A 24361-nucleotide genomic window follows, 5' to 3' on the forward strand; every position below is an offset into this window, starting at 1 on the left:
AGACCTACGGGCCGTCGGCCCCACAAGAGGAGAGACGAAATGACGGAGCTTTCGATCCGTCCGGACGAGATCCGGGAAGCACTGGACGGTTACGTCCGGTCGTACGAGCCGGGTGCCGCCAGCCGTGAGGAAGTCGGCACCGTCGTGGACGCCGCAGACGGCATCGCGCACGTCGAGGGCCTGCCCTCGGCCATGACCAACGAACTGCTGGAGTTCGAGGACGGCACCCTCGGCATCGCCATGAACCTCGACGTGCACGACATCGGTGTCGTCGTCCTGGGTGAGTTCGGTGGCATCGAAGAAGGCCAGCAGGTCAAGCGCACCGGCGAGGTGCTCTCGGTGCCGGTCGGCGACGCCTTCCTCGGCCGCGTGGTGGACCCGCTCGGCAACCCGGTCGACGGCCTCGGCGACATCAAGGCCGAGACCCGTCGCGAGCTGGAGCTGCAGGCGCCCAACGTCGTCTCCCGTAAGTCGGTCTTCGAGCCGATGGCGACCGGTATCAAGGCCATCGACGCGATGACCCCGATCGGCCGTGGCCAGCGTCAGCTGATCATCGGCGACCGCAAGACCGGCAAGACGACGATCGCGACCGACACGATCATCAACCAGAAGGCCAACTGGGAGTCCGGCGACCCGAACAAGCAGGTGCGCTGCATCTACGTCGCGGTCGGCCAGAAGAACTCCACCGTTGCCGAGGTCCGCGCCACCCTCGAGGAGGCCGGCGCTCTGGACTACACCACCATCGTCAACGCGTCCGCGGGTGAGGCTGCCGGCTTCAAGTACCTCGCGCCGTTCACCGGCTCGGCCATCGGCCAGCACTGGATGTATGACGGCAAGCACGTCCTGATCATCTTCGACGACCTGACCAAGCAGGCCGAGGCCTACCGCGCCATGTCGCTGCTGCTGCGTCGTCCGCCGGGCCGCGAGGCATACCCGGGTGACGTCTTCTACCTGCACAGCCGGTTGCTCGAGCGTTGCGCGAAGCTGTCCGACGAGCTCGGTGGCGGCTCGATGACCGGTCTGCCGATCATCGAGACCAAGGCCGGCGACGTCTCGGCATACATCCCGACCAACGTCATCTCGATCACCGACGGTCAGATCTACCTGCAGGCGGACCTGTTCAACGCCAACCAGCGCCCGGCGGTCGACGTCGGTGTGTCGGTGTCGCGTGTCGGTGGTGCGGCCATGACCAAGGCGATGAAGGCCGTCACCGGTTCGATCAAGGTCGACCTGGCCCAGTACCGCGAGATGCAGGCGTTCGCGATGTTCGCATCCGACCTGGACGCCGCGTCCCGTCACCAGCTGGCACGTGGTGACCGTCTGATGTCGCTGTTCAAGCAGCCGCAGAACAGCCCGTACTCGCTGTCCGCGCAGGTCGCCTCGATCTGGGCCGGTACCACCGGTCAGCTCGACGACATCGACGTCTCCGACATCGGCCGTTTCGAGGGCGAGTTCCTCGACCTGCTGCGCCGTGAGCACAAGGGCACCCTCGACGCCATCGACGAGTCGACCAAGCTCGACGACGACGGCAAGAAGGTCTTCGAAGAGGCGATCAAGAAGCTGAAGTCGCAGTTCCAGGCCGGTCCGGACCACGGTGGCGAAGGCGCCGAGTCGCACGACGAGATCGCGCAGGACCAGATCGACCAGGCGAAGATCGTCAAGCAGCAGCAGGGCTGATCTCGTACCAGGACTGAACTCCACTTTTCGAACAGGAAGGGGACAACATGGGCGCGCAGATGCGGATCTACCGCCAGCGCATCCGGTCTGTCCAGGCCACCAAGAAGATCACGCGCGCGATGGAACTCATCGCGGCTTCGCGTGTGGTCAAGGCGCGCCGGCGGGTCGAGCAGTCGACGCCATACGCGCTTGCGCTGACCCGTGCGTGCTCCGCCGTGGCGACGCACAGCAACACCGACCACGCCCTGACGACCGAGCGGGACCAGCCCAAGCGCGCCGCGGTGCTCATCTGCACCAGCGACCGCGGACTGGCCGGCGCCTACTCGGTCAACGCCATCAAGAAGTCGGCCGAGCTGGTCGAGCGGCTGCGTGGCGAGGGCAAGGAGGTCGTCCCCTACCTGGTCGGACGGAAAGCGGTCAGCTACTACAAGTTCCGTCGTCGCGAGTTCGAGCAGGAGTGGACCGGTTTCACCGACAGCCCCGAGTTCGAGGTTGCCAAGGAGATCGGTGACGTCCTGACCGAGCAGTTCGTCGACGGCAGCGCCGAAGGGGGCGTGGACGAGGTCCACATCGTCTACACCCGCTTCATCAGCATGGTGACGCAGGAGCCGCAGGTCGTGCGGTTGCTGCCGCTGGAGGTCGTCGAGGGCGACGTCGACACCGACGGTGACGGCGTGCCGGACGACGGCCCGATGCCGCTGTACGAGTTCGAGCCGAGCGCGGACGACGTGCTCGACGCGCTGCTGCCGAAGTACGTCAACGCACGGATCTACAACGCGTTGTTGCAGTCGGCCTCGTCCGAGCTCGCCGCCCGCCAGCGGGCGATGAAGTCGGCGACGGACAACGCCGAGGAGCTCATCAAGACCTACACCCGCCTCGCCAACCAGGCGCGGCAGGCCGAGATCACCCAAGAGATCAGCGAGATCGTTGGCGGCGCCAGCGCTCTGGCGGATGCCTCCTGAGACGCCACCAGAAAGAGATAGCAATGAGTGAGACCAACGTTCTCGACACGAAGGCGGAGGAGACCGCGCCGGGCGCCGTGGGGCGCGTGGCACGGGTCACCGGTCCGGTCATCGACGTCGAGTTCCCCACCGACGGCATGCCCGATCTGTTCAACCTGCTGACCCTCGAGGTCGACCTCACCGCCGAGGGCGGTGAGAACGAGGGCAAGAAGCAGATCAAGCTCGAGGTCGAGCAGCACATCGGCGACAACATGGTGCGCGCGATCTCGCTGAACCCGACCGACGGTGTCGTCCGCGGCCAGGCTGTGCAGGACACCGGCGGCCCGATCTCGGTGCCGGTCGGCGACGGCACGCTCGGCAAGGTCTTCAACGCGACCGGTGAGTGCCTGAACCTCGAGGAGGGCCAGAAGCTCGAGGTCAACGAGCGTTGGGGCATCCACCGCAAGGCGCCCGCCTTCGACCAGCTGGAGTCCAAGACCCAGATGTTCGAGACCGGCATCAAGGTCATCGACCTGCTGACGCCGTACGTGCAGGGTGGGAAGATCGGCCTGTTCGGTGGTGCCGGTGTCGGCAAGACCGTCCTCATCCAGGAAATGATCGCCCGTGTGGCACGCGACCACGGTGGTGTGTCGGTGTTCGCCGGTGTCGGTGAGCGCACCCGTGAGGGCAACGACCTGATGGTCGAGATGGAGGAGGCCGGCGTCCTCGGTCAGACCGCCCTCGTCTTCGGTCAGATGGACGAGCCGCCGGGCACGCGTCTGCGCGTCGCCCTGTCGGCGCTGACCATGGCGGAGTACTTCCGCGATGTGCAGAACCAGGACGTGTTGCTCTTCATCGACAACATCTTCCGCTTCACCCAGGCCGGTTCCGAGGTCTCCACGCTGCTCGGTCGTATGCCGAGCGCGGTGGGTTACCAGCCGACGCTGGCCGACGAGATGGGTGAGCTGCAGGAGCGGATCACCTCGACCCGCGGGCACTCGATCACCTCGATGCAGGCGATCTACGTGCCGGCGGACGACTACACCGACCCGGCCCCGGCGACGACGTTCGCGCACCTGGACGCCACGACCGAGCTCTCGCGTGACATCGCCTCGAAGGGTATTTACCCGGCGGTGGACCCGTTGACCTCGACCTCGCGCATCCTCGACCCGCGCTACGTCACCCAGGAGCACTACGACACCGCGGTCCGCGTGAAGCAGATCCTGCAGCGCAACAAGGAGCTGCAGGACATCATCGCGATCCTCGGTATCGACGAGCTCTCCGAAGAGGACAAGATCCTCGTCAACCGCGCCCGCCGCATCGAGCGCTTCCTGTCGCAGAACACCTACGTTGCCAAGCAGTTCACCGGCATCGAGGGTTCGACCGTGCCGCTGGCCGACACGATCGAGGCGTTCAACAAGATCGCCGACGGCGACTACGACCAGACGCCGGAGCAGGCGTTCTTCATGTGCGGTGGCCTCGACGACGTCGAGAAGAAGGCCGCCGAGCTGGCGAAGGACAACTGAGCAGCCCACTCGGTCTCCGCTTCACCTGAGAACCCCCGGATCGCATTGCGGTCCGGGGGTTCTCGCCTGCCTGGCGTCATACGTCCAGGGGCACGGCCCCGGTATGGCGCTCGGCGCGCGGAGCGGCGAACGATGTGCGATAGGCGGTCGGGGTGACTCCGAGCGCGCGCGTGAAGTGGCGCCGCATGACGGCCGCGTTGGACAGCCCGCAGCGTGCCGCGATCTGTTCCATGCTCGCGTTGCTGGTCTCCAGCAGCTCCTGCGCACGCGTCACGCGCTGCCGGTGCAGCCATTCGAGCGGTGTCGCCTGCAGCTCGGTCTGCATGCGCCGCGTCAGTTGCCGGGAGCTCAGCCCGGCGCGCCGGGCGAGGTCCGTGACGGACAGCTCCTCCCCGAGGTGCTCGCGCGCCCAGTGCAGGGTCGGAGCCAGCCCCGCGCTCTCCGCCGGCAACTTCGGCGGGGCGATGAACTGGGCCTGCCCGCCGGGTCGCACCGACGGTACGACCAGTCGCTTGGCGGCCCGATTCGCCTCTGCGGCACCGAAATCGGTGCGGATCAGGTGCAGGCAGAGGTCGAGCGCGGCGGTCTTGCCGGCTGAGGTGAACAGCTCGCCGTCCTCGGTGAACAGCACGTCCGCCCGGACCCGGACCGCCGGGAAACGCAGGGCGAGCGCGTCGGCGTGCATCCAGTGGGTCGTTGCCGTGCGACCGTTCAGTAGGCCGGCGGCCGCGAGGACGAACGATCCCGTGCACAGGCTGGCGATGCGCGCTCCGTTGCGATGGGCATCGCCGAGGGCGGTCACCAGGCGGTCGTCGGGCTCGCCCTCCAGGTCCTCGGTCGAGGGCACGACGACCGTGTCCGCATCGGTGAGTGCGTCATACGACGTCGTCGGCTTGCCGGCCAGCCACGGGTGTGGTGCCCCGTCGGCGGTGGCGACCACGAAGTCGTAGCGGCTGCTGTCGAGGACCTCGGCGGCGATCGCCACCTCGTAGAGCATGGCCGTGTCGTGCATGACCAGAGCGAGTCGGTGCATGTCCGAAAACATATGACACATGTCGTTCACGCCACTCGTCGCCGGGCGGCGCGGCGACCAGGCTGGTGGACATGACGAAACAGAGCACACCCCAGGTCCTGGTCCACGGCGCGTCGGGGCACACCGGACGGTTCGTGATCGCCGAACTCCTGCAGCGCGGGGTCCGCCCCGTCCTCGCCGGCCGGAATGCCGACCGCCTGCACGCCGCCGCCCGCGAGGTCGGGGAGGCGGCGGCCGAACTCCCGTGCCGCACCGTCGATCTCGCGGACGCGGCGTCGCTGGCCGAGGCACTCGCCGACATCGACGTGGTGGTCAACTGCGCCGGGCCGTTCCTCGACACCGCGCTGCCGCTCGCGACCGCCGCGGTGGCAGCCGGGGCGCACTACGTCGACGTCACCGCCGAGCAACCCGCGGTGCAGGCGTTGTATGACGCCCTCGACGCACCCGCCAAGGCGGCGGGGGTGAGCGTCATACCGGCGCTGGCGTTCTACGGCGGACTCGCCGACCTGCTCGTCACCGACGCGATCGGGGGCGGCGAAGCACGGGGTGCAGAGGTCACCGTCGCGATCGGGCTCGACCACTGGTGGCCGACGGCCGGGACTCGGCGGACAGGGGAGCGGAACACCGCGACCCGCCAGGTGATCCGCGACGGCCGGCTGGTGCCGTTGGCGGCCGATGCCGAAGCGACCCGCTGGGACTTCGCGGACGTGCTGGGCGACCAAGCTGTCGTCGAGGTGCCGTTCTCCGAGGTCATCACGATCCATCGGCACCTGCCGGTCGACCGGTTGACGTCCTACCTGACGGCCGCGCCGCTGGCCGAGATCCGCGACCCGGAGACGGCCGCGCCGACCTCGATCGACGAAAGTGGCCGATCCGCACAGCGATTCGTGGTCGAAGCCGTCGTGCGTACCGCGACCGGCGAGCGCAGGTCGGCGGTCAGCGGCCGTGACATCTACGCGATCACCGCGCCGATCGTCGTCGAGGGAGTCGCGCGCCTGCTGGACGGTCGGCACCACGGCGCCGGTGCGCTCGCCCCGGGCAGCGCGTTCGACGCCGCCGACATGCTGGGCGCGCTCGCCGCGCATCCGGCCGGGGTGACGCGTGCTGCGGACGCGGTCCTGAACTGACGGTGGTCGTGGGGCCGGGTCGCCGTACGACGCCATAGGATCGCTTCCTGTGAACCTGCTGCCCTCATGGACCCTGCACGGTGACGGAAGATCGGTGTCCGCGGGGGAGGTGGTCGCTCCGGACGAACGCCTGACCTGGCCGCGCACTGCGGGCATCGGGTTGCAGCACATCGTGGCGATGTTCGGCGCGACCTTCCTGGTGCCGCTGCTCACCGGTTTCCCGCCGTCGACGACGCTCTTCTTCTCCGGCGTCGGCACGGTGATCTTCCTCCTGCTGACGGCGGGCCGGGTGCCGAGCTACCTCGGCTCGTCGTTCGCGTTCATCGCGCCGATCGCGGCCGCCAAGGCCGACCACGGTATGGCGGGAGCGCTCGGCGGCATCGTGCTCACCGGTCTTGCGCTGGCCGTCATCGGCCTCAGCGTGCAGCTCGCGGGGGCCGGCTGGATCCGCGCACTGCTGCCGCCGCTGGTGACCGGCGCGATCGTGGCGCTGATCGGACTCAACCTCGCCGGCGCCGCCAAGGACAACTACGTCAAGGCGCCCTGGACGGCGACCGTCACCGTCGCGGTGATCTGCCTGGTGACGGTGCTGGGCAGGGGCATCGTCGGCCGCCTGGCGATCCTCGGCGGTGTGGTCGCGGGCTACCTCACGGCGTGTGCGCGTGGCGAGGTCGACTTCGGCGCGGTCGGCGACGCCGCGTGGATCGGCTTGCCCACGTTCCACGGCCCGCACTTCGACCTCGGCGTCGTGGCGCTGTTCGTGCCGGTCGTGCTGGTGCTGGTCGCCGAGAACATCGGCCATGTGAAGTCGGTGGCTCAGATGACCGCTCGGGATCTCGACGACGTGTCCGGCCGGGCACTGATCGCCGACGGGATCTCGACGGCGCTCGCCGGTGCGGGCGGCGGGTCGGGCACCACGACATACGCCGAGAACATCGGGGTGATGGCGGCGACCAAGGTCTATTCGACGGCTGCCTACTGGTTCGCCGCGGGCGGTGCGCTGGTGCTGAGCTTCTGCCCGAAGTTCGGCCAGGCGATCGCGACGATCCCGGTCGGCGTGCTCGGCGGTGCGGGCGTGGTGCTCTACGGGATGATCGGGCTGCTCGGCGCCCGCATCTGGATCGAGGCGCGCATCGACTTCAGCAACGCGATCAACCTGATACCGGCCGCGATCGGCTTGATCGTCGGCATCGCCGACTTCACCTGGACGATCGGTGACGTTCAGCTCGCAGGCATCGCACTGGGCACCATGGCCGTCCTGGTCGCCTACCACCTGATGCGCGCGATCAACCGGGTGAGTCGTGTGCTGCCTGACCCGGTGACCCCGGCTCCGACCGTCGAACTGGACGGCGCCGGCGTCGACCTCGCGAAGTAGCCGCGGTGTCACCGCGACCTGGCAGGCTGAGTGGTATGCCGCAGCAGTCGACACCCGGACGCATGGGTGGCACCCCGGAGCGCCCGGCGAGGTTCTTCGCCGATGCCGCGGAGTTCGGCGCCTGGCTCGCCGCGCACCACGACAGCGCGACCGAGCTGTGGATGGGGCTGGCCAAGAAGCACGTCGCCGGCCGCGGCCTTACCTGGGCCGATGCGGTGCCAGAAGCGCTGTGCTGGGGATGGATCGACTCGCAGGTGCAGCGCATCGACGACGACACCGTGCGGCAGCGCTGGACCCCGCGTAAGCGCACCAGCCACTGGAGCAAGGTCAACCTGGAGCTGGTCGAGCAGTTGCGGTCCGCCGGCCGGATGCAACCGGCCGGGCTCGCCGCATGGGAGGCCCGGCGGCGGGAGGCGGCGCCATACACCCACGAGCAGAAGGGGCCCCTCGAGCTACCACCGGCGTATGCCGCACAGCTCGCCGCGTCACTTGCGGCCACGGCCTTCTGGGAGGCGGCGACGACGACCTACCGGCGGGTGTGCGTCAACTGGGTGCTGACCGCGAAGCAGGAGACCACCCGCGATCGACGGATGGCGCAGCTCGTCGAGGACAGCGCGGCCGGTCGCCTCATCCCGAGCCAGCGGTATGGCGACATCCCGCGCTGGGTCGAGCGGGCGGCCGCGGCCGCACGTGACGCGGGCTGATCCTCACGACGCCCGGTCCGGCCGCTCGAGTTCGGCGCGTCCGGCGAGGGTGAGGCAGCCGCCGAGCGTGGCGACGAAGCCGAGCACTGCGACCGCTGCGAAGCCGGACCGGATGCCGTCGCCGAGGAAGGCCAGCCCGATGCCGGCCGGTATGACGGTCTCCGTCGCAAAGGTGATCGCCGCGACGCTGGTGGTCCGGCCACGGTCCAGCGCGAACCCGTAGGCGACCAGCGCAACGGCGCCGGCGAGGATCAGGGCCCACAACTGCGGCTGAAAAATGGTGTGCCACAACGGATTCGACGCGTCGAAGATCCTGGCCACGATCCCCGTCAGGCCGAAACCGAGACCGCTCGCGCTCGCCAGCACCAGGGAGGAGCGGCGTCGGTCGCGGTCCAGCAGGCCGGCGGCGAACACGAGCGAGACCAGTCCGGCACCGGCGAGCAGCCACCACCCGCCCAACGTGCCGACGTGCCGCGCAGGGCCCTCGTGAGCGCCGGCCGCCAGTAGGACCAGCCCGACGCCGATGACGACGAGGGCACCCACTTCACGCCGGGACAGCCGGACACCGAGCAGCACCACCGCCAGCAGGGCGGTGATGCCGACCGACGACGCGAGCATCGATTCGACGAGGAAGAGCGGCAGCGACTGCAGCGCGGCCAGGCTGGCGAGGAACCCGCCGCCGTCCAGCGCAAGACCCACGGCATACAGCCAACCGGCCCGGCCACGGGCCCACCACGACGCGTCTCGGGGAACCGCCGCCATCCGCTGCACGCCGACGGCCTGCAGCACGGTGGCTGCGCCATACGCGATGGCTGCGAGGACCGCTCCCACCAACGCCAGCATGTCGTGATGGTGTCACGGCGGCGTGTCAGAGCGAGGCGAAGTCGATCTGCTGGGCGAGCACCGGCTGCAGTCGTTCTGCGTAGGTCGTCGTCAGGTGATGGTCGTCCCGGTAGACGATCGTGCCGTCGACGACGATCGGGCAGACGTCGTCGTGGCACTCCCACGGCATCATGTCGATGTAATCGGCGCCGCTCTGCCGCGCGTTGCCCCTCCACACGGCGTCCCGTGCCCGGGTCACGTCATCGGGCGCCTTGGCGCAGGTGCTCAGGTTCGCGCTGCGTGAGCTGAGGCAGTTGCCCGCGTCCTTCGGCAACCGGGACTGGTCGGAGATGACATCGATCTCGTCGGTGAGCCCGGCCAGGCTGCGCAGGGTGCGCTTGGATCCCTCGTCGAACAGCTTCGTGCCCTCCTTGTCGGAGACCACCTTCCCGGTGTCCGGGTCGAGCAGGGGAGTGTCCAGCAACCCGCTGAGGATGACCAGCTTCGGCTTCAGCTGTTTGATCTGTTGCAACGCCCACTCCCGATAGGGCTTGCATTGGGGGTAGGCCTTGCCCTTGTAACGCTGGTAGACGTCGGCCGGCATACAGCTCGCCTTGGTCAGCGGGACCAGCTTCACGTGATGCTTCTTCGCGAGGACGCTCAACGGACGAAGCCACTGCGCCGCGTGCGAATCTCCCCAGATGACAACGGTTGTCGAAGATTTGGTGTCGCCCTGCGGACAGATCTTGTGCTTGATCTTCTCGCGGGTGCCCGCCCAGCAGGCATCGCTCGGCTCGGTCCGGTCGTCCGACAGGTGCAGCAGACTCGGCACCAGTTTCGCGGGCAGTGCGTGACCTCCTTGCGCCTTGTCGCTGGCGGAGACCACCTGCTTCTTCAGCGACGTGGCGGCGGAGGGTTTGGTGGCCTTCTGCTGGGCCACCTTCTGCGCTGCCGCGGCCGTCGTCGACGACTGCGCCATGGTGGATTGATAGATGACGGCGGCGGGCGCGAGCACCATCGCCAGCGCCGCCGGCCACAGTGCCAGGGAGCGCACGGTCGCATGTGTCCCACGGCGCTTGGTCCGCCGGAACGGCGTCTCGACCCAGCGGTAGCAGAGCCAGGACAGCGCGATGGTCAGGGCGATGAGGACGAGCTTGTGTCGGATGCGCAGGTGCCCCCCGGCATACGCCGTGGTGAGCACGAGGACCGGCCAGTGCACGAGGTAGACCGAGTAGGAGATGTCGCCGATGAAGCGCATCGGCCGCAGGCCGAGCACCATCGTCGCGCCGTAGCGTGGCCCGTCGACACCGCCGGCCAGGATCAGCGCGGCACCGAGCACCGGGACCAGGGCTGCGGATCCGGGGAACGGCGTCGCCGGTGTGTAGACGATCGCGGCGAACAGCACCGCGGCCAGCCCGAACCACGACATGACCGCCTTAGCGGCGTCGGGCAGTCGACCGATGCGGTGCGCGGTCAGGGCGAGCAGCGAACCGAGTCCGAGCTCCCAGCCGCGGGTGAAGGTCGAGAAGTATGCCGAGTGCGGTGCAGCACTCGTGTCGTGGACCGACCACGCGAGCGAGAGCAGGCTGAGCAACCCGATCAGCACGCCCGCCCGACGCAGCGCCTGCGTGCGGCCCAGAGCCATCCGGTTGCGGGTCGCACGCGGACCGGCACCCGACCCGCGCGTGCGGCGCCGTCCGGGCAACAACATCAGGGCGATGAGAACCGGCCACAGCAGGTAGAACTGTTCCTCGACCGCCAGGGACCAGAAGTGCTGGACCGGGGTCTCGAAGGTGGCCGCTGCGAAGTAGTCGGTGCCGCCCTGGGCGAAGTGCAGGTTCGCGGCGAAGAACGCCGCCCACTTCACGTCGGTGGCGACCTTGCTCAGGTCGCCGTCGGTATAGACCAGCGTCGACGCGAGCAGCGTCAGCAGCAGGGTGAGGGACGCCGCCGGCAGGATCCGCCGGGCCCGCTTGGCGTAGAAGCCGGAGAACGACACCCGCCCGGTGGAGCGGACCTCGCGGGCGAGCAAACCGGTGATCAGGAAGCCGGACACGACGAAGAAGACGTCCACGCCGATGTAACCGCCGGCGAGGATGTGCTTGATCTCGGCGTGGCTGGCGACCACCAGGAGCACGGCGATCGCGCGCATCCCCTGGATGTCCGGGCGCTGCCCGTGGTCCTTCGGCTGCTGTGCAGATCGTGCGGCGCTGTGAGAGCCGTGCGCCGGACCACGTCTGTGGTCAGTGGCGCCCGTCTTGGAAGGGAGCACTGTGGCCACCCGGTCACCCTTTGCTCAGATCGACGACATTGCCATGGCCGGTGTCAATGGCCAGGTGGTCACGATTTCATAACGGCCGGGTGGATTGCCAGCCAACGGGCGGCGTGCGCGTCGCGTCTGTGACCGATGATGCCGCTCGGATCGTTGCAATCGGGCGGAACGGCACGATGAATCTGTGAGTTCGACAAATCCGTGTCGGTGCGGCGTTGCGGACACAATGGGGCGGGCCAGTTGATTCCGAACGAGCACAGTGAGCTTGGGATGCGTCGGCATGGCGGCAGCTTGCTGACGCTCTTGCCGACGCAGAATAAGCCTCATGTCGACGATTGCGGATTCGATCATCCGAACCCTCAAGGCCAGCGGCGTCCGCCGACTGTATGGCGTGCCCGGGGACTCGCTCAACGGGCTGACCGAGGCGTTGCGGCGGGACGGCGACCTGCAATGGGCGCACGTGCGCAACGAGGAGGTGGGTGCCTTCGCGGCCGGCGCCGAAGCGCAGCTGACCGGTGAACTGGCGGTCTGCGTCGGCAGCTGCGGGCCGGGCAACGTCCACCTCATCAACGGGCTGTATGACGCCGGGCGCAGCCACGCCCCGGTCCTCGCGATCGCGGCGCAGATCCCGCGCGAGGAGATCGGCAGCGGCTACTTCCAGGAGACGCATCCGACGCAGATCTTCAACGAGTGCAGCGTCTACGCGGAGCTGGTCTCGTGCGCGGAGCAGTTCCCGGTGGTGTTCCAGCAGGCGCTGCAGGCCGCGATCACCCGTCGCGGTGTCGCGGTCATCGTCGTTCCGGGCGAGATCTTCATGGCGGAGTGGTCCGGCAAGGACGTGCTGCCGGTCCGCACCAGCACGTCCGCGGTGGTGCCGGGGGAGCAGGAGCTGGCCGCCGCGGCCGACGTGATCGGCAAGGCGCAGCGGCCCGCCATACTCGCCGGTGCCGGGTGTGCGGGGGCGCACGACGAGCTGGTCGCGTTCGCGCAGGCGATCAAGGCGCCGGTCGTGCATTCGTTGCGCGGCAAGGAGTGGCTGGAGTGGGACAACCCGCTCGACGTCGGCCTGACCGGACTGATCGGCTACGACTCCGGCTACCGGGCGATGGAGCACTGCGACGCGCTGATCATGGCCGGCACCGACTTCCCCTATCGGCCGTTCCTGCCCGACGACGTGCCCGTCGTCCAGATCGACATGCGTGGCGAGCGCATCGGTCGGCGGGTCCAGGTGTCGCATCCCCTGGTCGGCACGGTCCGAGACACGTTGCCGTTGCTGCAATCCCGCATCACGCCCAAGACCGACGGCAGCTTCGCCGACACGATCGTGAAGCACCACCGCAAGCGTCGTGCCAAGCTCGACGAGCTCGCCGAGCCGGGCAAGCCGAACGAAACGCCGCTGCACCCGCAGTTCGTCACCGCGACGATCGACAGGCTCGCCACCGACGATGCCGTCTTCACCTGCGATGTCGGCACGCCGACCGTGTGGGCCGCGCGCTACCTGCGGATGAACGGCAAGCGGCGGCTGCTCGGCTCCTTCAACCACGGCTCGATGGCCAACGCCCTCGCCCAGGCGATCGGCGCATCGGCGACGTACCCGCAGCGGCAGGTGATCGCGCTCGCCGGCGACGGCGGGTTGGCGATGCTGCTCGGCGACCTGCTCACCCTGCGGCAGCTGAAACTGCCGGTGAAGGTGATGGTCTACAACAACAGTGCGCTCAGTTTCGTGGAGCTGGAGATGAAGCAGGCTGGCCTGATCAACTTCGGCACCGGGCTGGACAACCCGGACTTCGCCGGCATCGCCGAGGCGATCGGCATGCGCGGGCTGCGGGCCGAGCGGACCTCGGACGTCGAGGCCACCGTCAAGGAGGCGCTCGCGTATGACGGGCCGGCGCTGGTCGATCTGCGCGTCGCCCGGCAGGAGCTGTCGTTGCCGCCGAAGATCACCCTGGCGCAGGTCAAGGGCTTCACGCTCTACGCGACCCGCACGGTGCTGTCCGGCCGCGGCAGCGAGATCGTCGAGCTGGCACGCACCAACCTCGGGCAACTCTGACCGAGCGTGCCCTGAGGAGCCGTGAGGGACGAGCGGCGTCTCGAAGGGTCGATTGGGTCGGCACCGCTCCGGACAAATAAGCTGGCCCGCATGTGTGGAATCGTCGGGTACTTCGGCCCAGGTGGCAACGCAGCGCTGTTGCAGAAGATGAACGAATGCCAGGCGCACCGCGGCCCCGACGGCGAGGGCACGTTCACCGACGGGCCGACCGGCCTCGGCCACCGTCGCCTGTCGATCATCGACGTGGCGCACGGCCAGCAGCCGATGACCACCCCCGACGGCCGCTACACGATCGTCTACAACGGTGAGGTCTACAACTACCTCCCGCTGCGCGAGGAGCTGAAGGGGCTCAGCCACGAATTCACGACCGACTCCGACACCGAGGTCGTGCTCGCGGCGTTCGCCCAGTGGGGCAACGACGCGTTCGACCGGTTCAACGGCATGTGGGGCCTGGCGATCTGGGACGCGCAGGAGCAGCGCCTCACCCTCAGCCGCGACCACTTCGGCATCAAGCCGGTCTACCTCGCGCAGGTCGGCGACACCCTGCTGTTCTCCTCGGAGATCAAGTCGATCCTCGCGTCCGGCCTCTACGACCGGAAGGTCAACGACCGAACCCTGTTCCGCTACCTGCGTTTCCGCATCCACGAGGACGGCCGCGAGACCTTCTTCGATGGCATCGAGCGACTCGAGCCGGGCGAAGCTCTGACCATCGACGCGAGCGGAACGAAGCGCGCGCCATACACCCGACTGCGCGAGGAGCTGGCCGAGCTCGCCACGGAGCAGCGCCCGTATGACGAGGCGGCCGCGGCCGACTACAAGGCGCGGCTGATCGAGGCCATCCGCCTGCGTCTGCAGTCCGAGGTCCCGGTCGGCACCTCGCTGTCCGGCGGACTCGACTCCAGCGCGGTCGCGGTCATCATCAACCAGCTGCTCAACACCGGCGACGAGACGACGACCGAGTCGGTCGGCGCCCAGCAGAACACCTTCTCCGCGGTCTTCCCGGGATCGTTGAACGACGAGGAGAAGTACGTCGACGCGGTGCTCGACACCTGCCGCGGACACGTGGCCGCGCACAAGATCAAGCCGACGGCCGACGAGTTCAAGGCCGACATGCGCGACTTCATCCGCACTCAGGAGGAGCCGCTGATCTCTTCCGGCCCCTACGCCCAGTACCAGGTGATGCGGGAAGCGACCCAGCACGTGACGGTGCTGCTCGACGGCCAGGGTGCCGACGAGATGATGGCCGGTTACATCCCCTACTACTTCGTCTACCTGCGCCAGCTGAAGGCGCAGGGCGCGAAGCTCGCGGCTGCCGAGCTGTCCAAGAGCCTCGACGTCATCTACCGACTCGGTCGCTTCAAGTTGCAGGCGAAACTCAAGGGCCGCAAGGGAATTCCGATGACCCAGCTGCTCGCCGACGACTTCGTGTCGGCGCACAGCGGTGAGACCTACTCGGTCGAGGGCAGCAACCTCAAGAAGCGACTCATCGAGGACCTGTTCGTCGGCTCGCTGCCGTCGCTGCTGCGCTACGAGGACAAGAACACCATGCGCTTCTCGCTCGAGGGACGCGTGCCGTTCCTCGACAAGGAGGTCGTGAAGTTCATCTTCAGCCTGTCCGACGAGGCGATCATCAAGGGCGGCTGGAACAAGCGCGTGCTGCGCGACGCCACCCGCGGCCTGCTGCCGGACATGATCAACCGCCGACGCAACAAGATCGGCTTCACCACCCCGCAGGGTGAGTGGTTCATGCGGCTGAAGAACCACTTCTACAACATCTTCCTCTCCGAGTCGTTCGCGAACCGGCCCTACTTCGACCAGGCCGAGGTGCTGCACGCCTTCGAGGGCTGGATCAAGGGCACCAACGACGTCGACTCGATGGTCTTCTGGCGGATGCTCAACGTCGAGATCTGGTTGCAGGAGTTCTTCGACGAGAAGCGTCCCGAGGACGACAAGCCCGCGCGGATCAAGACCGACCTGGAGCCCAACGAGGGCAAGCAGCTCGACCTGGTCACAGCCTCCGGCGAGACCGTCCGGCGCTACCCGTTGCGGACCGAGCTGTTCAGCCGCGACGACGATCTCGACTCCCGCGTGCTCGCGCAGATCGACCGGTTCTTCGAGACGCTCGACGCGGACTCCGAGCATGCCGCTCAGCTGGCCGGAAAGCGTTGGTACTACTTCATTTCCGAGAAGATCGTCGCGATCACGCAGGGGCGGTCCTACTTCATCTGGGACATCAATGTCGGGCGCCCGGCGCGCGTCCTGTCCAAGTACGTCACCCGCACGCCCGCCGGCATCGGCCTGGGTTCGCCGTTCACCATGCAGTTGGCCATCCAGGAAGCCGGTCTGCCACGCGTGCTCTACGCAAGCGCCGGCGGAGCCGCCGGCAAGCTGCTCGGCAAGCGCGGCATGTTCTACGACCTGGTCGGTGGCGACATCCGGGCGATCGACGGTCCGACGGAATACTCGGCATACCCCTCGAACGTCTCGGCGAAGCTCGCACCCAAGGACCCCGACGACGTTGCCGCCCGGCTCACGGCCGCGATCCGCGAGCGGGTGCCGGCGGCATACAAGGACACCTTCGGGGGCACGATCGTCATGGACGCCAACGACATCGGCCGCAACGTGCTCGGTTCCGACGTCCCGGGGCCGTGGACGCGTTTCGAGGAGATGTTCGCCGACAACCCGCTGGGTCAGGGCGGCGAGCAGACCCCGATGGCGATCGTCGTCGAGCGCTGAGTCAGTCGACGGGTGCGGACTCGCGTTCCACCTGACCGGCCGCGGACCGGCGCTCGGCCTGCCGCTTGCGGTAGGTGAGGTTCAACGCCTCGACGGCCATCGCGAAGGCGATCGGGCCGTAGATCACCGGCTTGTCGATGTGTACGTCGAAGCCCTCGGCGATCAGCGTCGAGCCGATCAGCACCAGGAAGCTGAGCGCCAGCATCTTCACCGTGGGGTGACGGTTGACGAACGCGCTGATCCGGCCGGCGAAGACCATCATCAGTCCGATCGACAGGGTGACCGCGGCGATCATGATCCCGAGCTGGTCGACCATGCCGACCGCGGTGATGACCGAGTCGAGCGAGAACACCGCGTCGAGCAGCAGGATCTGCACGATGACCCGGGCGAAGGTGGCGGTCGCGCCGACCGGCTGATCGCCGGGCTCCTCGCCGGCGCCCTCGAGCTTCTCGTGGATCTCGGTGACCGCCTTGTAGACCAGGAAGAGACCACCGGCCAGCAGGATCAGGTCGCGGCCGGACAGGTGGAACGCGTCGGCGTCGCCGAGCGCGACGATCGTGGCGGTCAGGCCGATGATCCAGGATGCGACCGCCAGCAGCACGATGCGCATCAGCAGCGCGAGGGCGAGGCCGACGGTGCGTGCGCGGGCACGCTGCCGTTCCGGCAACCGGCCGGTCAGGATCGAGATGAAGACCACATTGTCGATGCCGAGCACGAGCTCGAGGGCGAACAAGGTCAGGAATGCGACCCACAGGTCGGGGCTGGTCAGAAAGGCCATGGGGTCTGTTCAACGCCGCTCGCCCCGGACTGGTTCCGGGTCGGCGGGTCGATCGGACAGGTCGATCCCAGGGATCGTGCACCGAGCACCCATGGGCGCCCGGTAAGCTTGGGTGCAGGATCCACCCGTCCTGTCCGGTGGATTCTTCGCCGTACATCTCAAGGAGCTGACTCCCCGTGAGCCTGCAGGTAGAAATCGTCGCCCCGGACCGCATCGTGTGGTCGGGTGACGCACGCCAGCTGTCCGCCCGCACCGTCGAGGGCGAGATCGGCATTCTGCCCGGTCACGAGCCGATGCTCGCGGTGCTCGGCAACGGTGACGTCCTGGTCGACCCGATCGACGGGCAGCGCGAGACGGTGACCATCGACGGCGGCTTCATGTCGGTCGACAACGACAAGGTCACGCTCGTCGCCGAGCGCGTCGACGCCGCCGGCCTCGGGGCCTGAAGGAGCACGAATGATCGCGACGATCGACTGGGCGGCAGTCGGTCTCGCGTGTCTTCTCCTGCTGGTCGTGCTCGGGCTGGCAGCCCTGGTGATCCGCCGTCGGCTGATCGCGCGCGGTGAGCCGCTCGCCATGGTGGCGGTCCGGCGCGGCGACGGCTGGAAGCTGTCCATGACCCGCTTCAGCACCGACAGCGTGCAACTGTTCGCGGTGATGGGCGTCGGCGTTCGGCCCCGTTCGGTATGGCCCCGCGGCGAGCTGCAGCTCGGCGCGCCCACCCCGCTCACCCGCAACAAGCCGATCGCGATCATCGATCCGGTGCAGGTCGAGTGCGCGATCGGCGCGGAGACGTTCTTGATCGCCATCGCACCGGGCGACTACACGGCGTTGCGTTCCTGGTCGGAGTCCGCGCCACCGGGCCTCAACGCCAACGTCGCCTAGCCCTTCCCCGACTGACGTATTTGGTACCGAGTGACGGCACGTCGTATTTCAGTTTGCCGTCGAACTCGCCCTTGAGTCCTGGCCAGCCGAAGTCGGACCAACCGAAGCATCCGCCGTCGTCGACCAGTTGAACTTGCAGTTGTGGCTGGGGTAATACCAGCTCGTAGATGCGCGCGGCTGAGTGACTCACCGGGCGACTCCGATCGCTGTCCACAGGCCTCCCGTCGACTGACGCATTTGGTGCCGACTGACGCCTGTGCAAGTGCGTCAGTCGGCGAGAACTGCGTCAGTCGGCGGTATGCCGGGCTACTGCTGGCGTTCCTCGCGGCCGCCGCCGGGCTGCCACAGCACATCACCGCCGGGCAGGTTCGCGACGCGGGCAGCCAGGAAGAGCAGGTCGGAGAGCCGGTTCAGGTACTGCGCGGTGAGCGGGTTGACCCCACCGGTGCCCTTCTCGCTGCCCGCGGCTGCCTCGGTGTCGCCATACGTCTCGATGGCCAGCCACGCGGCGCGCTCGGCGCGACGAGCGACCGTGCGGGCGACGTGCAGGTGCGCGGCGCCGATGCTGCCGCCGGGCAGGATGAACGAGCGCAGCGTCTCCACCTCGTCGTTCAGGCGGTCGCAATCGGACTCCAGGTCGTCGATCCACGGTTGCTTGACGCGCAGCGGCGGGAACTCGGGGTCGGCGGCCAGCGGCGTGCACAGGTCCGCGCCCACGTCGAAGAGTTCGTTCTGGACGCGGTGCAACATCGTGACCAGGTCGTCCCGCAGGCCGCCCGCGGCGATGGCCACGCCGATGACGCTGTTCGTCTCGTCGGTCTCGGCATACGCCGTCAGTCGCGGATCGTTCTTGCTGGTCCGGCTGAAGTCGCCGAGGGCGGTGGTGCCGGCGTCGCCGGTGCGCGTGTAGATGCGGCTCAGAATGACCATGGGGTCCATTCTGCGCCGACCGGGGAATCGACCGGCCGCCGCCATACCGTCGCGAGCCGAGCGGGCTCGTTTACTGAAACGTGACCTCGGGCTCGGCAACGAATTCGCTTTTCCGTGCGTCAATACTGTCGTAAGCAGCAAACTGCGTGCTGCTCACAAGGACGTTCAGACACCCTGACGGGGAAGGTGGCGGAACGATGACGCGGTTCGGAAACAATGAGGCACGGATCGACGTGCTCCGCTTGGGGGCGGAGTTGTCGGTGACCGGCGAGCTCAATGTGCACACGGTCGCCGACGTGCGCCAGGCACTCGGGCGGGCGATCGACGACGGTTTCGGTGATCTGGTCGTCCATCTCGGCGAGGCCGAGATCGGTGACGCGACCGGGCTCGGTGTCATCGTCGGCGCCCATCACCGCGCGCAGCGCGCGGGCCGTCGTCTCGTGCTGGCCGACGCGTCGATGCGCCTGGAGCGGCTGATGCGGGCGACCGGCCTGCATCGCATCATCCCGTTGTCCGTGCAGCGCCTGCCGCAGCCGGTCATCCTGCCTGCCTGAACCGGTCAGCTCACGGCGGTGGCGGCGGCCCGTCGCGGGTCTCCTGCTGCGCCGAGTTCGCCGGCGTCGGTGCCGTACGCCGCACCCACACCACCGAAATACATGTCCAGCGCGCCGTGTGGCACGGCCGTCGCTCCGATCTGCTCGATCGCGGCTGCCGTCGCATCATCCGGCTCGTAGTGAACCCGTGGACCGTCGGCCCCCAACTCGACGTGCAGTCGCGGTGCGTCGATCGAGGCCTGCAGGTCCTCACCGCCGAGGGCGTGGCGACCGATGACCTGGGTCAGCGCGGTGGTGATGCGGTCAGCCCCCGGCGTGCCGATGGCGAGCGTCATACCGGCCGAGCTGTGCGCGGTCACCGGCGACATGTTGGACGCGAGCCGGGTGCCGGGTGGCAGGGCGTGCAAGCCGAGGCGATTGAGCTCCGGCTCGCCGAGGCAGTTGTTGAGCACCAGCCCGGTGCCCGGGACGGTCACGCCTGACGAGTACCCCGCGGATGTCGTGATGGCACAAGCGTTTCCGTCGCTGTCCACGACCGAGACGTGTGCGGTGTCCTTGCTCGTCGGCATCGACTCGAGGCCGGTCGTCTCGAGGGCGAGCAGCAACTCGGCGCCGGCAGTGCGCAGGTCGGTCGCGCGATCCAGATGCTCGGCTCGGTAGCCGAGGACCATCGACTGGATCTCGATCAGCTCCGACGGACCCATGCCGCGGTCGGCGACCAGGCGCAGCATCGCGGTCAGGACAGGGCCGCCGATCGACGGCGGCGGATTGAGCGCGACGTCCCAGTCGCCGACGATGGCGCGGGAGGCCGGCCGGCATACGGGCCGGTATGTCGCCAGGTCCTCGCGGCCGAGCAGCCCACCCTGCTCCGTGACGTGGTCGGCGATCGCGACGCCGAGGTCACCGGTGTAGAGCTCTGAAACTCCTTGCTGTGCAACGGTTTCGAACGTGTTCGCGAGGGCGGAGTTGACCATCCGGGTGCCAGGTCCGGCTGGTTCGTCGCCGTCGAAATGCTGTGCCCTGGTCTCCTCGTCGAAGGACCAGAGGTGCCGGCCGGTCAGCTGCAGGTAGTGCCCGGCGGCCGGGCCGAGCACGAAACCCTCGCGGGCGGCGGAGATGGCCGGTGCCAGGATGTCGCGCCAGCTCGCCCGCCCGAACATCTCGTGTGCCATCTCGTATGCCGCGAAAGAGCCTGGTGTCGCTGCCGATCCGGCGCCGGCATTGATGGTGATGCCACCGCCATACTCCAGATGTATGGCGCGCAGCCCCGACCCGAAACGGTCCGGTCCGGCGGACCGACCCGGCATCTCGCAGTTGCCGTCGATGACCTGCGGCTCCCCACCGGCCGGCCACACGTTGACGAAGGCGCCGCCCAGGGCGCTCACGATGCCCGGCTCCGTGACGTACGTGACGGCATGTGCGGCGATGGCTGCGTCCACTGCGGTGCCGCCGAGAGCGATCACGTCCATACCGGCCTGCGCGGCCAGGGCGTTCGGTGCGGCGATGGCGGCGCGCGTCATGCTCGAGGGTGCGGAAGAGTCGGACATGACCGCCATTCTCTTAGAACAAGCGCGAGTCTGCGTCGTCCATGCCCTTGAGGGCTTCGTAATCCAAGGTGACGCAACGGATCCCACGATCCTCGGCGAGCACCTTGGCCTGTGGCTTGATCTGCTGCGCTGCGAACACACCGCTCACCGGCGCCAGGTGGGGGTCGCGGTTGAGCAGCTCCAGATAGCGGGTCAGTTGCTCGACGCCGTCGATGTCGCCGCGGCGCTTGAGCTCGACGGCGACGGTGGATCCGTCCGCGTCACGGCACATGATGTCGACCGGCCCGATCGCGGTCATGTACTCCCGGCGGATCAGCGTGTAGCCGTCGCCGAGCGTGGTGATGTTCTCGGCCAGTAGGGCCTGCAGCTGGGCCTCGACACCGTCCTTGATCAACCCGGGATCGACGCCGAGGTCGTGGCTGGAATCATGCAGCAACTCGTGGATGCGCACGTGCAGCCGATCCTCGGACTTCGCGTGCTGGACGGACCAGACGAGTTGCACGCCTTCCTCGGCCTCGTCCTCGGTTGGATCGATCTGCGCCATCGAACACGGCGGCGACATCCAGTTCAACGGCTTGTAGGAGCCGCCGTCACTGTGGATCAGCACCGAGCCGTCGGCCTTCACCATCAGCAGTCGGGTCGCCAAGGGCAGGTGGGCGGTCAGTCGGCCGACGTAGTCGACGCTGCACCGGGCAATCACAACACGCACGGCGACCCAGCGTAGTCATACCGCCGGCGTCCGTCCCACGGCGTGGGGACCGGTGCCGGGGGAGCGCGCTCGGCTGAGACACTGAGCGCATGGTTCCTGTCATCTCAAAGGTTGCGGTCATCGGTCTGGGCACGATGGGTGCCGGCATCGTCGAGGTCTTCGCCAAGGCGGGCCTGCCGGTCTACGCCGTGGACGGCAGCGCCGAACTCGCCGAGCGTGGACGCGGATTCGTCACGAAGTCGCTCGACCGTGCCGTCAGCAAGGGAAAGCTGTCCGAAGCCGATCGCGATGCGACGCTGCAGCGGATCAGCTTCACCGCCGAGTTGTCCGACCTCAGTGACGCCGACCTGGTGATCGAGGCAGTCCCGGAACGCATGGAGATCAAGCACTCCATCTTCACCGCCCTCGACGACATCGTCCGTCCCGAGGCGATCCTCGCCTCCAACACCTCCAGCCTCTCGCTCACCGAGATCGCGGCCGGCACGCGCCACCCGGAGCGGGTGGTCGGCATGCACTTCTTCAACCCGGCGCCCGTCCTGCAGTTGGTCGAGGTGATCAAGACCGTCCTGCTCGACGAGGACATCGCCACCGCCATACGCGATCTGGCGCTGCAACTGGGCAAGAAGCCGGTCGTCGTCGGCGATCGCGCCGGGTTCGTCGCGAACGCGCTGCTGATTCCCTACCTGGCGCGCGCCATTGCGCTCTACCAGACCGGCAAGGTGAGCCGGACCGACCTCGACAACGCGTGCAAGGTCGGCATCGGACTGCCCATGGGCCCCCTCACGCTCTCGGACCTCGTCGGTCTCGACGTCGTGCACGAGGTCTGCGAGGTCATGTATGCCGCGACGAAGCGCGCGTCCGACGCGTCGCCGTCGTTGCTGCGCCAGCTGGTGCTGGCGGGTCGCCTCGGTCGCAAGACCGGCCAGGGCTTCTACGACTACTCCGCCGACGCGGGCACCGAGGCGGACGCCGGGACCGACGCGATGGCGGTTTCCGCCGCGGTCGTCGGAAAGGGCGACCTGGCAACGCAATTGGCCGAGTCCTTCGCCAAGGCAGGGGTGAAGGTCACCACGATCGACGACCCCGAGGCAGACGTTGCCGACCTCGCCGGCTGCCCAGTGGTCGTCCTGGCGGGCGGAGCAGAGGCCGACTGCGCCACCTGCAACGCCGGCGAGTGCGAGATCGAGGAGGGCGCCGACTCCACCGAGTGCGGGTGCTGCGGCGGCGCCGCACCGGGCAACTGGTTCTCCGACGTCGCGGAGGTGCTCGACGCGCGGACGGTCGTGCTGGCCGCCGACGAGGCGAGTGAGTTCGCGGTGGCCGGCGTGCTCGACGACGACGTCGCGGTGCTCCCGCTGCGGGTGCACCAGGAGACCAAGCACGGTCAGGTCGCCGAGTTCGGTGTCCCGCTCGGGACCACCGACGAGCAGGCCGCGCTGGTTCGGTCGACGCTGACCGCCGCCGGTTTCGTGCCGGTCGCGGGCCCGGCGCGGCCAGGCCTGGTCGTCGACGCGCTGCTCTTCGGGCACCTGAACGACGCAGTCGCGATGGTCGACGCCGGATACGCCACACCGCAGGACGTCGACACCGCCATGACGGCCGGATGCGGTTACCCGAGAGGGCTTTTCGCCATACTCGACGACCTCGGCGCGGATGTCGTCGTGGAGGGCCTGGTCGAGCAGGGCGCGATCGATCCGACCGTCGTTCCGAGTCCGCTGCTCGTCGAGCACGCCATACGCGACCTGCCCTTCCTGGGCTGACACCGGCTGGGTCATGCCACGCCGCAACCGTCGTCAGGGTCGCCGGCCGGGTCCGCCCGACCGGCGGCCGGACGTGTCGCGGCTGCTCGAGACCGGCATCCGCACCGAGTCGTATGGCGGCAGGTCCTACCGGGTCCGGCCGGTGCGCGGCAATACGGCCGGGCGGAGTTACGTGTGTCCCGGCTGCCAGCAGTCGCTCGCATCGTCGCTGGACCACGTCGTGGTCTGGCCGGACGACGGGCTGGGCGACGTGACCGACCGACGGCACTGGCACACCGGCTGCTGGTCAGCGCGGGATCGGCGGCCGCCGCGCGGTTCGTGGCACTGAAGGTTGAACGAATCGCCTTTATTGCGAGATGAATTCGGCGCTGGAACAAGCGCCGTTGGGCGCTGCTTCGGACACCCGTCGGACCTAATCTCCCCTCATCCGTCCAGTGATGCCAGGGGAGTTACCGATGAGTTCGCAATCCGGCCAACGAGTGTCCCGTCGTACCGTCGCCAAGGGAGCGGCATGGGCCCTTCCGGTCGTCGCGTTCGCGGAGGCGGCGCCCGCGGCCAGCGCGTCGACCGTGAACCAGGTGTGCTCCGTGACAGTGGTCGGGGCGGGCGTGAAGCAGACGCGGGGTAAGAACGTCACCATCTCGTTCTCCGTGCAGAACTCCGGGTCCGTCGTAGAGAACGTCTCCTTCGCCTCGATCGTCGGGCCGGCGAACGTGACCTGGTCCGGGCCAACTCCGTCGAGTTGGCCCGCAGGCCCTGGGCAGTCCAGCCAGGACGTGCAGTTGAGTCGTGGCAACAATGCGAGCGGCGTCGCGACGGTCACGCTCCAGGTCTGTGGTCACAGCGTGCCGGTGAACGTCTCGATCGGCAATTGAGCGGGTTCTTCCATCCAGGACCGCTGCGGACGGCCCGCAGGACACCGATACTAGAGTGAT

21 protein-coding genes are annotated in these 24361 nt (G+C 68.3%); 14 read left to right on the forward strand and 7 right to left on the reverse strand.

Annotation, left to right across the window (positions count from 1 at the left end; all coding sequences use genetic code 11):
• Positions 1-39: 39 nt before the first annotated feature.
• The 3 genes from atpA to atpD are packed head-to-tail and all read left to right on the forward strand — an operon-like array spanning position 40 to position 4144.
• Positions 40-1677: a F0F1 ATP synthase subunit alpha gene (gene atpA / locus ACZ50J_RS05865; RefSeq protein ID WP_464300332.1), complete on the forward strand. Its 1638-nt coding sequence runs from the start codon at positions 40-42 to the stop codon at positions 1675-1677.
• A 47-nt stretch (positions 1678-1724) separates the two neighbouring features.
• Positions 1725-2639: a F0F1 ATP synthase subunit gamma gene (locus ACZ50J_RS05870; RefSeq protein WP_464300333.1), complete on the forward strand. Its 915-nt coding sequence runs from the start codon at positions 1725-1727 to the stop codon at positions 2637-2639.
• A gap of 23 nt (positions 2640-2662) precedes the next feature.
• A complete protein-coding gene (gene atpD, locus ACZ50J_RS05875) occupies positions 2663-4144 on the forward strand; it encodes a F0F1 ATP synthase subunit beta (protein ID WP_464300334.1) in 1482 nt (493 codons plus the stop codon).
• Positions 4145-4220: 76 nt separating this feature from the next.
• Here atpD and ACZ50J_RS05880 read toward each other — a convergent pair whose 3' ends face one another.
• Positions 4221-5177: a GlxA family transcriptional regulator gene (locus ACZ50J_RS05880; RefSeq protein WP_464300335.1), complete on the reverse strand. Its 957-nt coding sequence runs from the start codon at positions 5175-5177 to the stop codon at positions 4221-4223.
• 71 nt (positions 5178-5248) lie between these two features.
• On the opposite strand from ACZ50J_RS05880, the gene ACZ50J_RS05885 reads away from it, so the two are divergent.
• From ACZ50J_RS05885 to ACZ50J_RS05895, 3 genes are read left to right on the forward strand one after another with little or no spacing between them, the layout of a single operon-like run.
• Positions 5249-6304 carry a saccharopine dehydrogenase family protein gene (locus ACZ50J_RS05885; protein ID WP_464300336.1) on the forward strand — a complete coding sequence of 352 codons (1056 nt, stop codon included), beginning with the start codon at positions 5249-5251 and terminating at the stop codon, positions 6302-6304.
• Positions 6305-6353: 49 nt separating this feature from the next.
• Entirely contained in the window at positions 6354-7679 is a 1326-nt protein-coding gene (locus tag ACZ50J_RS05890) for a uracil-xanthine permease family protein (protein ID WP_464300337.1), read from the forward strand.
• 35 nt (positions 7680-7714) lie between these two features.
• A complete protein-coding gene (locus ACZ50J_RS05895) occupies positions 7715-8383 on the forward strand; it encodes a YdeI/OmpD-associated family protein (protein ID WP_464300338.1) in 669 nt (222 codons plus the stop codon).
• A 3-nt stretch (positions 8384-8386) separates the two neighbouring features.
• Here the strand turns inward: ACZ50J_RS05895 and ACZ50J_RS05900 are convergent, their stop codons facing one another.
• Entirely contained in the window at positions 8387-9226 is an 840-nt protein-coding gene (locus ACZ50J_RS05900; RefSeq protein ID WP_464300339.1) for a hypothetical protein, read from the reverse strand.
• Positions 9227-9251: 25 nt separating this feature from the next.
• Complete coding sequence (locus tag ACZ50J_RS05905) at positions 9252-11486, reverse strand: acyltransferase family protein (protein ID WP_464300340.1); 2235 nt, start codon at positions 11484-11486, stop codon at positions 9252-9254.
• 316 nt (positions 11487-11802) lie between these two features.
• On the opposite strand from ACZ50J_RS05905, the gene poxB reads away from it, so the two are divergent.
• Both poxB and asnB read left to right on the forward strand, forming a co-directional pair.
• Positions 11803-13527, forward strand: a complete 1725-nt coding sequence (poxB, locus tag ACZ50J_RS05910; protein WP_464300341.1) for a ubiquinone-dependent pyruvate dehydrogenase — start codon at positions 11803-11805, stop codon at positions 13525-13527.
• Positions 13528-13617: 90 nt separating this feature from the next.
• Positions 13618-16263, forward strand: a complete 2646-nt coding sequence (asnB, locus tag ACZ50J_RS05915) for an asparagine synthase (glutamine-hydrolyzing) (protein WP_464300342.1) — start codon at positions 13618-13620, stop codon at positions 16261-16263.
• A gap of 1 nt (position 16264) precedes the next feature.
• On the opposite strand, the gene ACZ50J_RS05920 is transcribed toward asnB, so the two are convergent.
• The gene (locus tag ACZ50J_RS05920; protein ID WP_464300343.1) at positions 16265-17041 is read right to left on the reverse strand and encodes a TerC family protein; all 777 of its coding nucleotides are present in this window, start codon (positions 17039-17041) and stop codon (positions 16265-16267) included.
• 176 nt (positions 17042-17217) lie between these two features.
• Between ACZ50J_RS05920 and ACZ50J_RS05925 the strand changes: the two genes are divergently transcribed.
• Both ACZ50J_RS05925 and ACZ50J_RS05930 read left to right on the forward strand, forming a co-directional pair.
• Positions 17218-17487: a F0F1 ATP synthase subunit epsilon gene (locus tag ACZ50J_RS05925; protein ID WP_464300344.1), complete on the forward strand. Its 270-nt coding sequence runs from the start codon at positions 17218-17220 to the stop codon at positions 17485-17487.
• Positions 17488-17497: 10 nt separating this feature from the next.
• Positions 17498-17926 (forward strand): DUF2550 family protein, encoded by a 429-nt coding sequence (locus ACZ50J_RS05930; protein WP_464300345.1) that lies wholly within the window; start codon positions 17498-17500, stop codon positions 17924-17926.
• Between the two features lie 306 nt (positions 17927-18232).
• Here ACZ50J_RS05930 and ACZ50J_RS05935 read toward each other — a convergent pair whose 3' ends face one another.
• Positions 18233-18856, reverse strand: a complete 624-nt coding sequence (locus ACZ50J_RS05935) for a cob(I)yrinic acid a,c-diamide adenosyltransferase (RefSeq protein ID WP_464300346.1) — start codon at positions 18854-18856, stop codon at positions 18233-18235.
• 197 nt (positions 18857-19053) lie between these two features.
• On the opposite strand from ACZ50J_RS05935, the gene ACZ50J_RS05940 reads away from it, so the two are divergent.
• The gene (locus tag ACZ50J_RS05940) at positions 19054-19410 is read left to right on the forward strand and encodes an STAS domain-containing protein (protein WP_464300347.1); all 357 of its coding nucleotides are present in this window, start codon (positions 19054-19056) and stop codon (positions 19408-19410) included.
• A 5-nt stretch (positions 19411-19415) separates the two neighbouring features.
• Here the strand turns inward: ACZ50J_RS05940 and ACZ50J_RS05945 are convergent, their stop codons facing one another.
• Together ACZ50J_RS05945 and nucS are read right to left on the reverse strand one after the other, a co-directional pair.
• A complete protein-coding gene (locus tag ACZ50J_RS05945; protein WP_464300348.1) occupies positions 19416-20957 on the reverse strand; it encodes a gamma-glutamyltransferase in 1542 nt (513 codons plus the stop codon).
• A gap of 13 nt (positions 20958-20970) precedes the next feature.
• The gene (nucS, locus tag ACZ50J_RS05950; RefSeq protein ID WP_464300349.1) at positions 20971-21666 is read right to left on the reverse strand and encodes an endonuclease NucS; all 696 of its coding nucleotides are present in this window, start codon (positions 21664-21666) and stop codon (positions 20971-20973) included.
• An 89-nt stretch (positions 21667-21755) separates the two neighbouring features.
• Here nucS and ACZ50J_RS05955 point away from each other — a divergent pair, with 89 nt between their 5' ends.
• The 3 genes from ACZ50J_RS05955 to ACZ50J_RS05965 all read left to right on the forward strand — a co-directional run bounded on the left by ACZ50J_RS05955 (position 21756) and on the right by ACZ50J_RS05965 (position 24301).
• Positions 21756-23426, forward strand: a complete 1671-nt coding sequence (locus tag ACZ50J_RS05955) for a 3-hydroxybutyryl-CoA dehydrogenase (RefSeq protein ID WP_464300350.1) — start codon at positions 21756-21758, stop codon at positions 23424-23426.
• A gap of 13 nt (positions 23427-23439) precedes the next feature.
• Positions 23440-23754, forward strand: coding sequence for a hypothetical protein (locus tag ACZ50J_RS05960; protein ID WP_464300351.1), 315 nt, complete (start codon positions 23440-23442; stop codon positions 23752-23754).
• Positions 23755-23881: 127 nt separating this feature from the next.
• Entirely contained in the window at positions 23882-24301 is a 420-nt protein-coding gene (locus tag ACZ50J_RS05965) for a hypothetical protein (protein WP_464300352.1), read from the forward strand.
• Positions 24302-24361 lie beyond the last annotated feature (60 nt).

The sequence above is a fragment of the Flexivirga sp. G2 genome (assembly GCF_055397625.1).

Coding starts and splice junctions, on each gene's coding strand:
- atpA (WP_464300332.1), top strand. CDS start 40: ATGACGGAGCTTTCGATCCGTCCGGACGAGATCCGGGAAGCACTGGAC.
- ACZ50J_RS05870 (WP_464300333.1), top strand. CDS start 1,725: ATGGGCGCGCAGATGCGGATCTACCGCCAGCGCATCCGGTCTGTCCAG.
- atpD (WP_464300334.1), top strand. CDS start 2,663: ATGAGTGAGACCAACGTTCTCGACACGAAGGCGGAGGAGACCGCGCCG.
- ACZ50J_RS05880 (WP_464300335.1), bottom strand. CDS start 5,177: ATGCACCGACTCGCTCTGGTCATGCACGACACGGCCATGCTCTACGAG.
- ACZ50J_RS05885 (WP_464300336.1), top strand. CDS start 5,249: ATGACGAAACAGAGCACACCCCAGGTCCTGGTCCACGGCGCGTCGGGG.
- ACZ50J_RS05895 (WP_464300338.1), top strand. CDS start 7,715: ATGCCGCAGCAGTCGACACCCGGACGCATGGGTGGCACCCCGGAGCGC.
- ACZ50J_RS05900 (WP_464300339.1), bottom strand. CDS start 9,226: ATGCTGGCGTTGGTGGGAGCGGTCCTCGCAGCCATCGCGTATGGCGCA.
- poxB (WP_464300341.1), top strand. CDS start 11,803: ATGTCGACGATTGCGGATTCGATCATCCGAACCCTCAAGGCCAGCGGC.
- asnB (WP_464300342.1), top strand. CDS start 13,618: ATGTGTGGAATCGTCGGGTACTTCGGCCCAGGTGGCAACGCAGCGCTG.
- ACZ50J_RS05920 (WP_464300343.1), bottom strand. CDS start 17,041: ATGGCCTTTCTGACCAGCCCCGACCTGTGGGTCGCATTCCTGACCTTG.
- ACZ50J_RS05930 (WP_464300345.1), top strand. CDS start 17,498: ATGATCGCGACGATCGACTGGGCGGCAGTCGGTCTCGCGTGTCTTCTC.
- ACZ50J_RS05935 (WP_464300346.1), bottom strand. CDS start 18,856: ATGGTCATTCTGAGCCGCATCTACACGCGCACCGGCGACGCCGGCACC.
- ACZ50J_RS05940 (WP_464300347.1), top strand. CDS start 19,054: ATGACGCGGTTCGGAAACAATGAGGCACGGATCGACGTGCTCCGCTTG.
- ACZ50J_RS05945 (WP_464300348.1), bottom strand. CDS start 20,957: ATGTCCGACTCTTCCGCACCCTCGAGCATGACGCGCGCCGCCATCGCC.
- ACZ50J_RS05955 (WP_464300350.1), top strand. CDS start 21,756: ATGGTTCCTGTCATCTCAAAGGTTGCGGTCATCGGTCTGGGCACGATG.
- ACZ50J_RS05960 (WP_464300351.1), top strand. CDS start 23,440: ATGCCACGCCGCAACCGTCGTCAGGGTCGCCGGCCGGGTCCGCCCGAC.
- ACZ50J_RS05965 (WP_464300352.1), top strand. CDS start 23,882: ATGAGTTCGCAATCCGGCCAACGAGTGTCCCGTCGTACCGTCGCCAAG.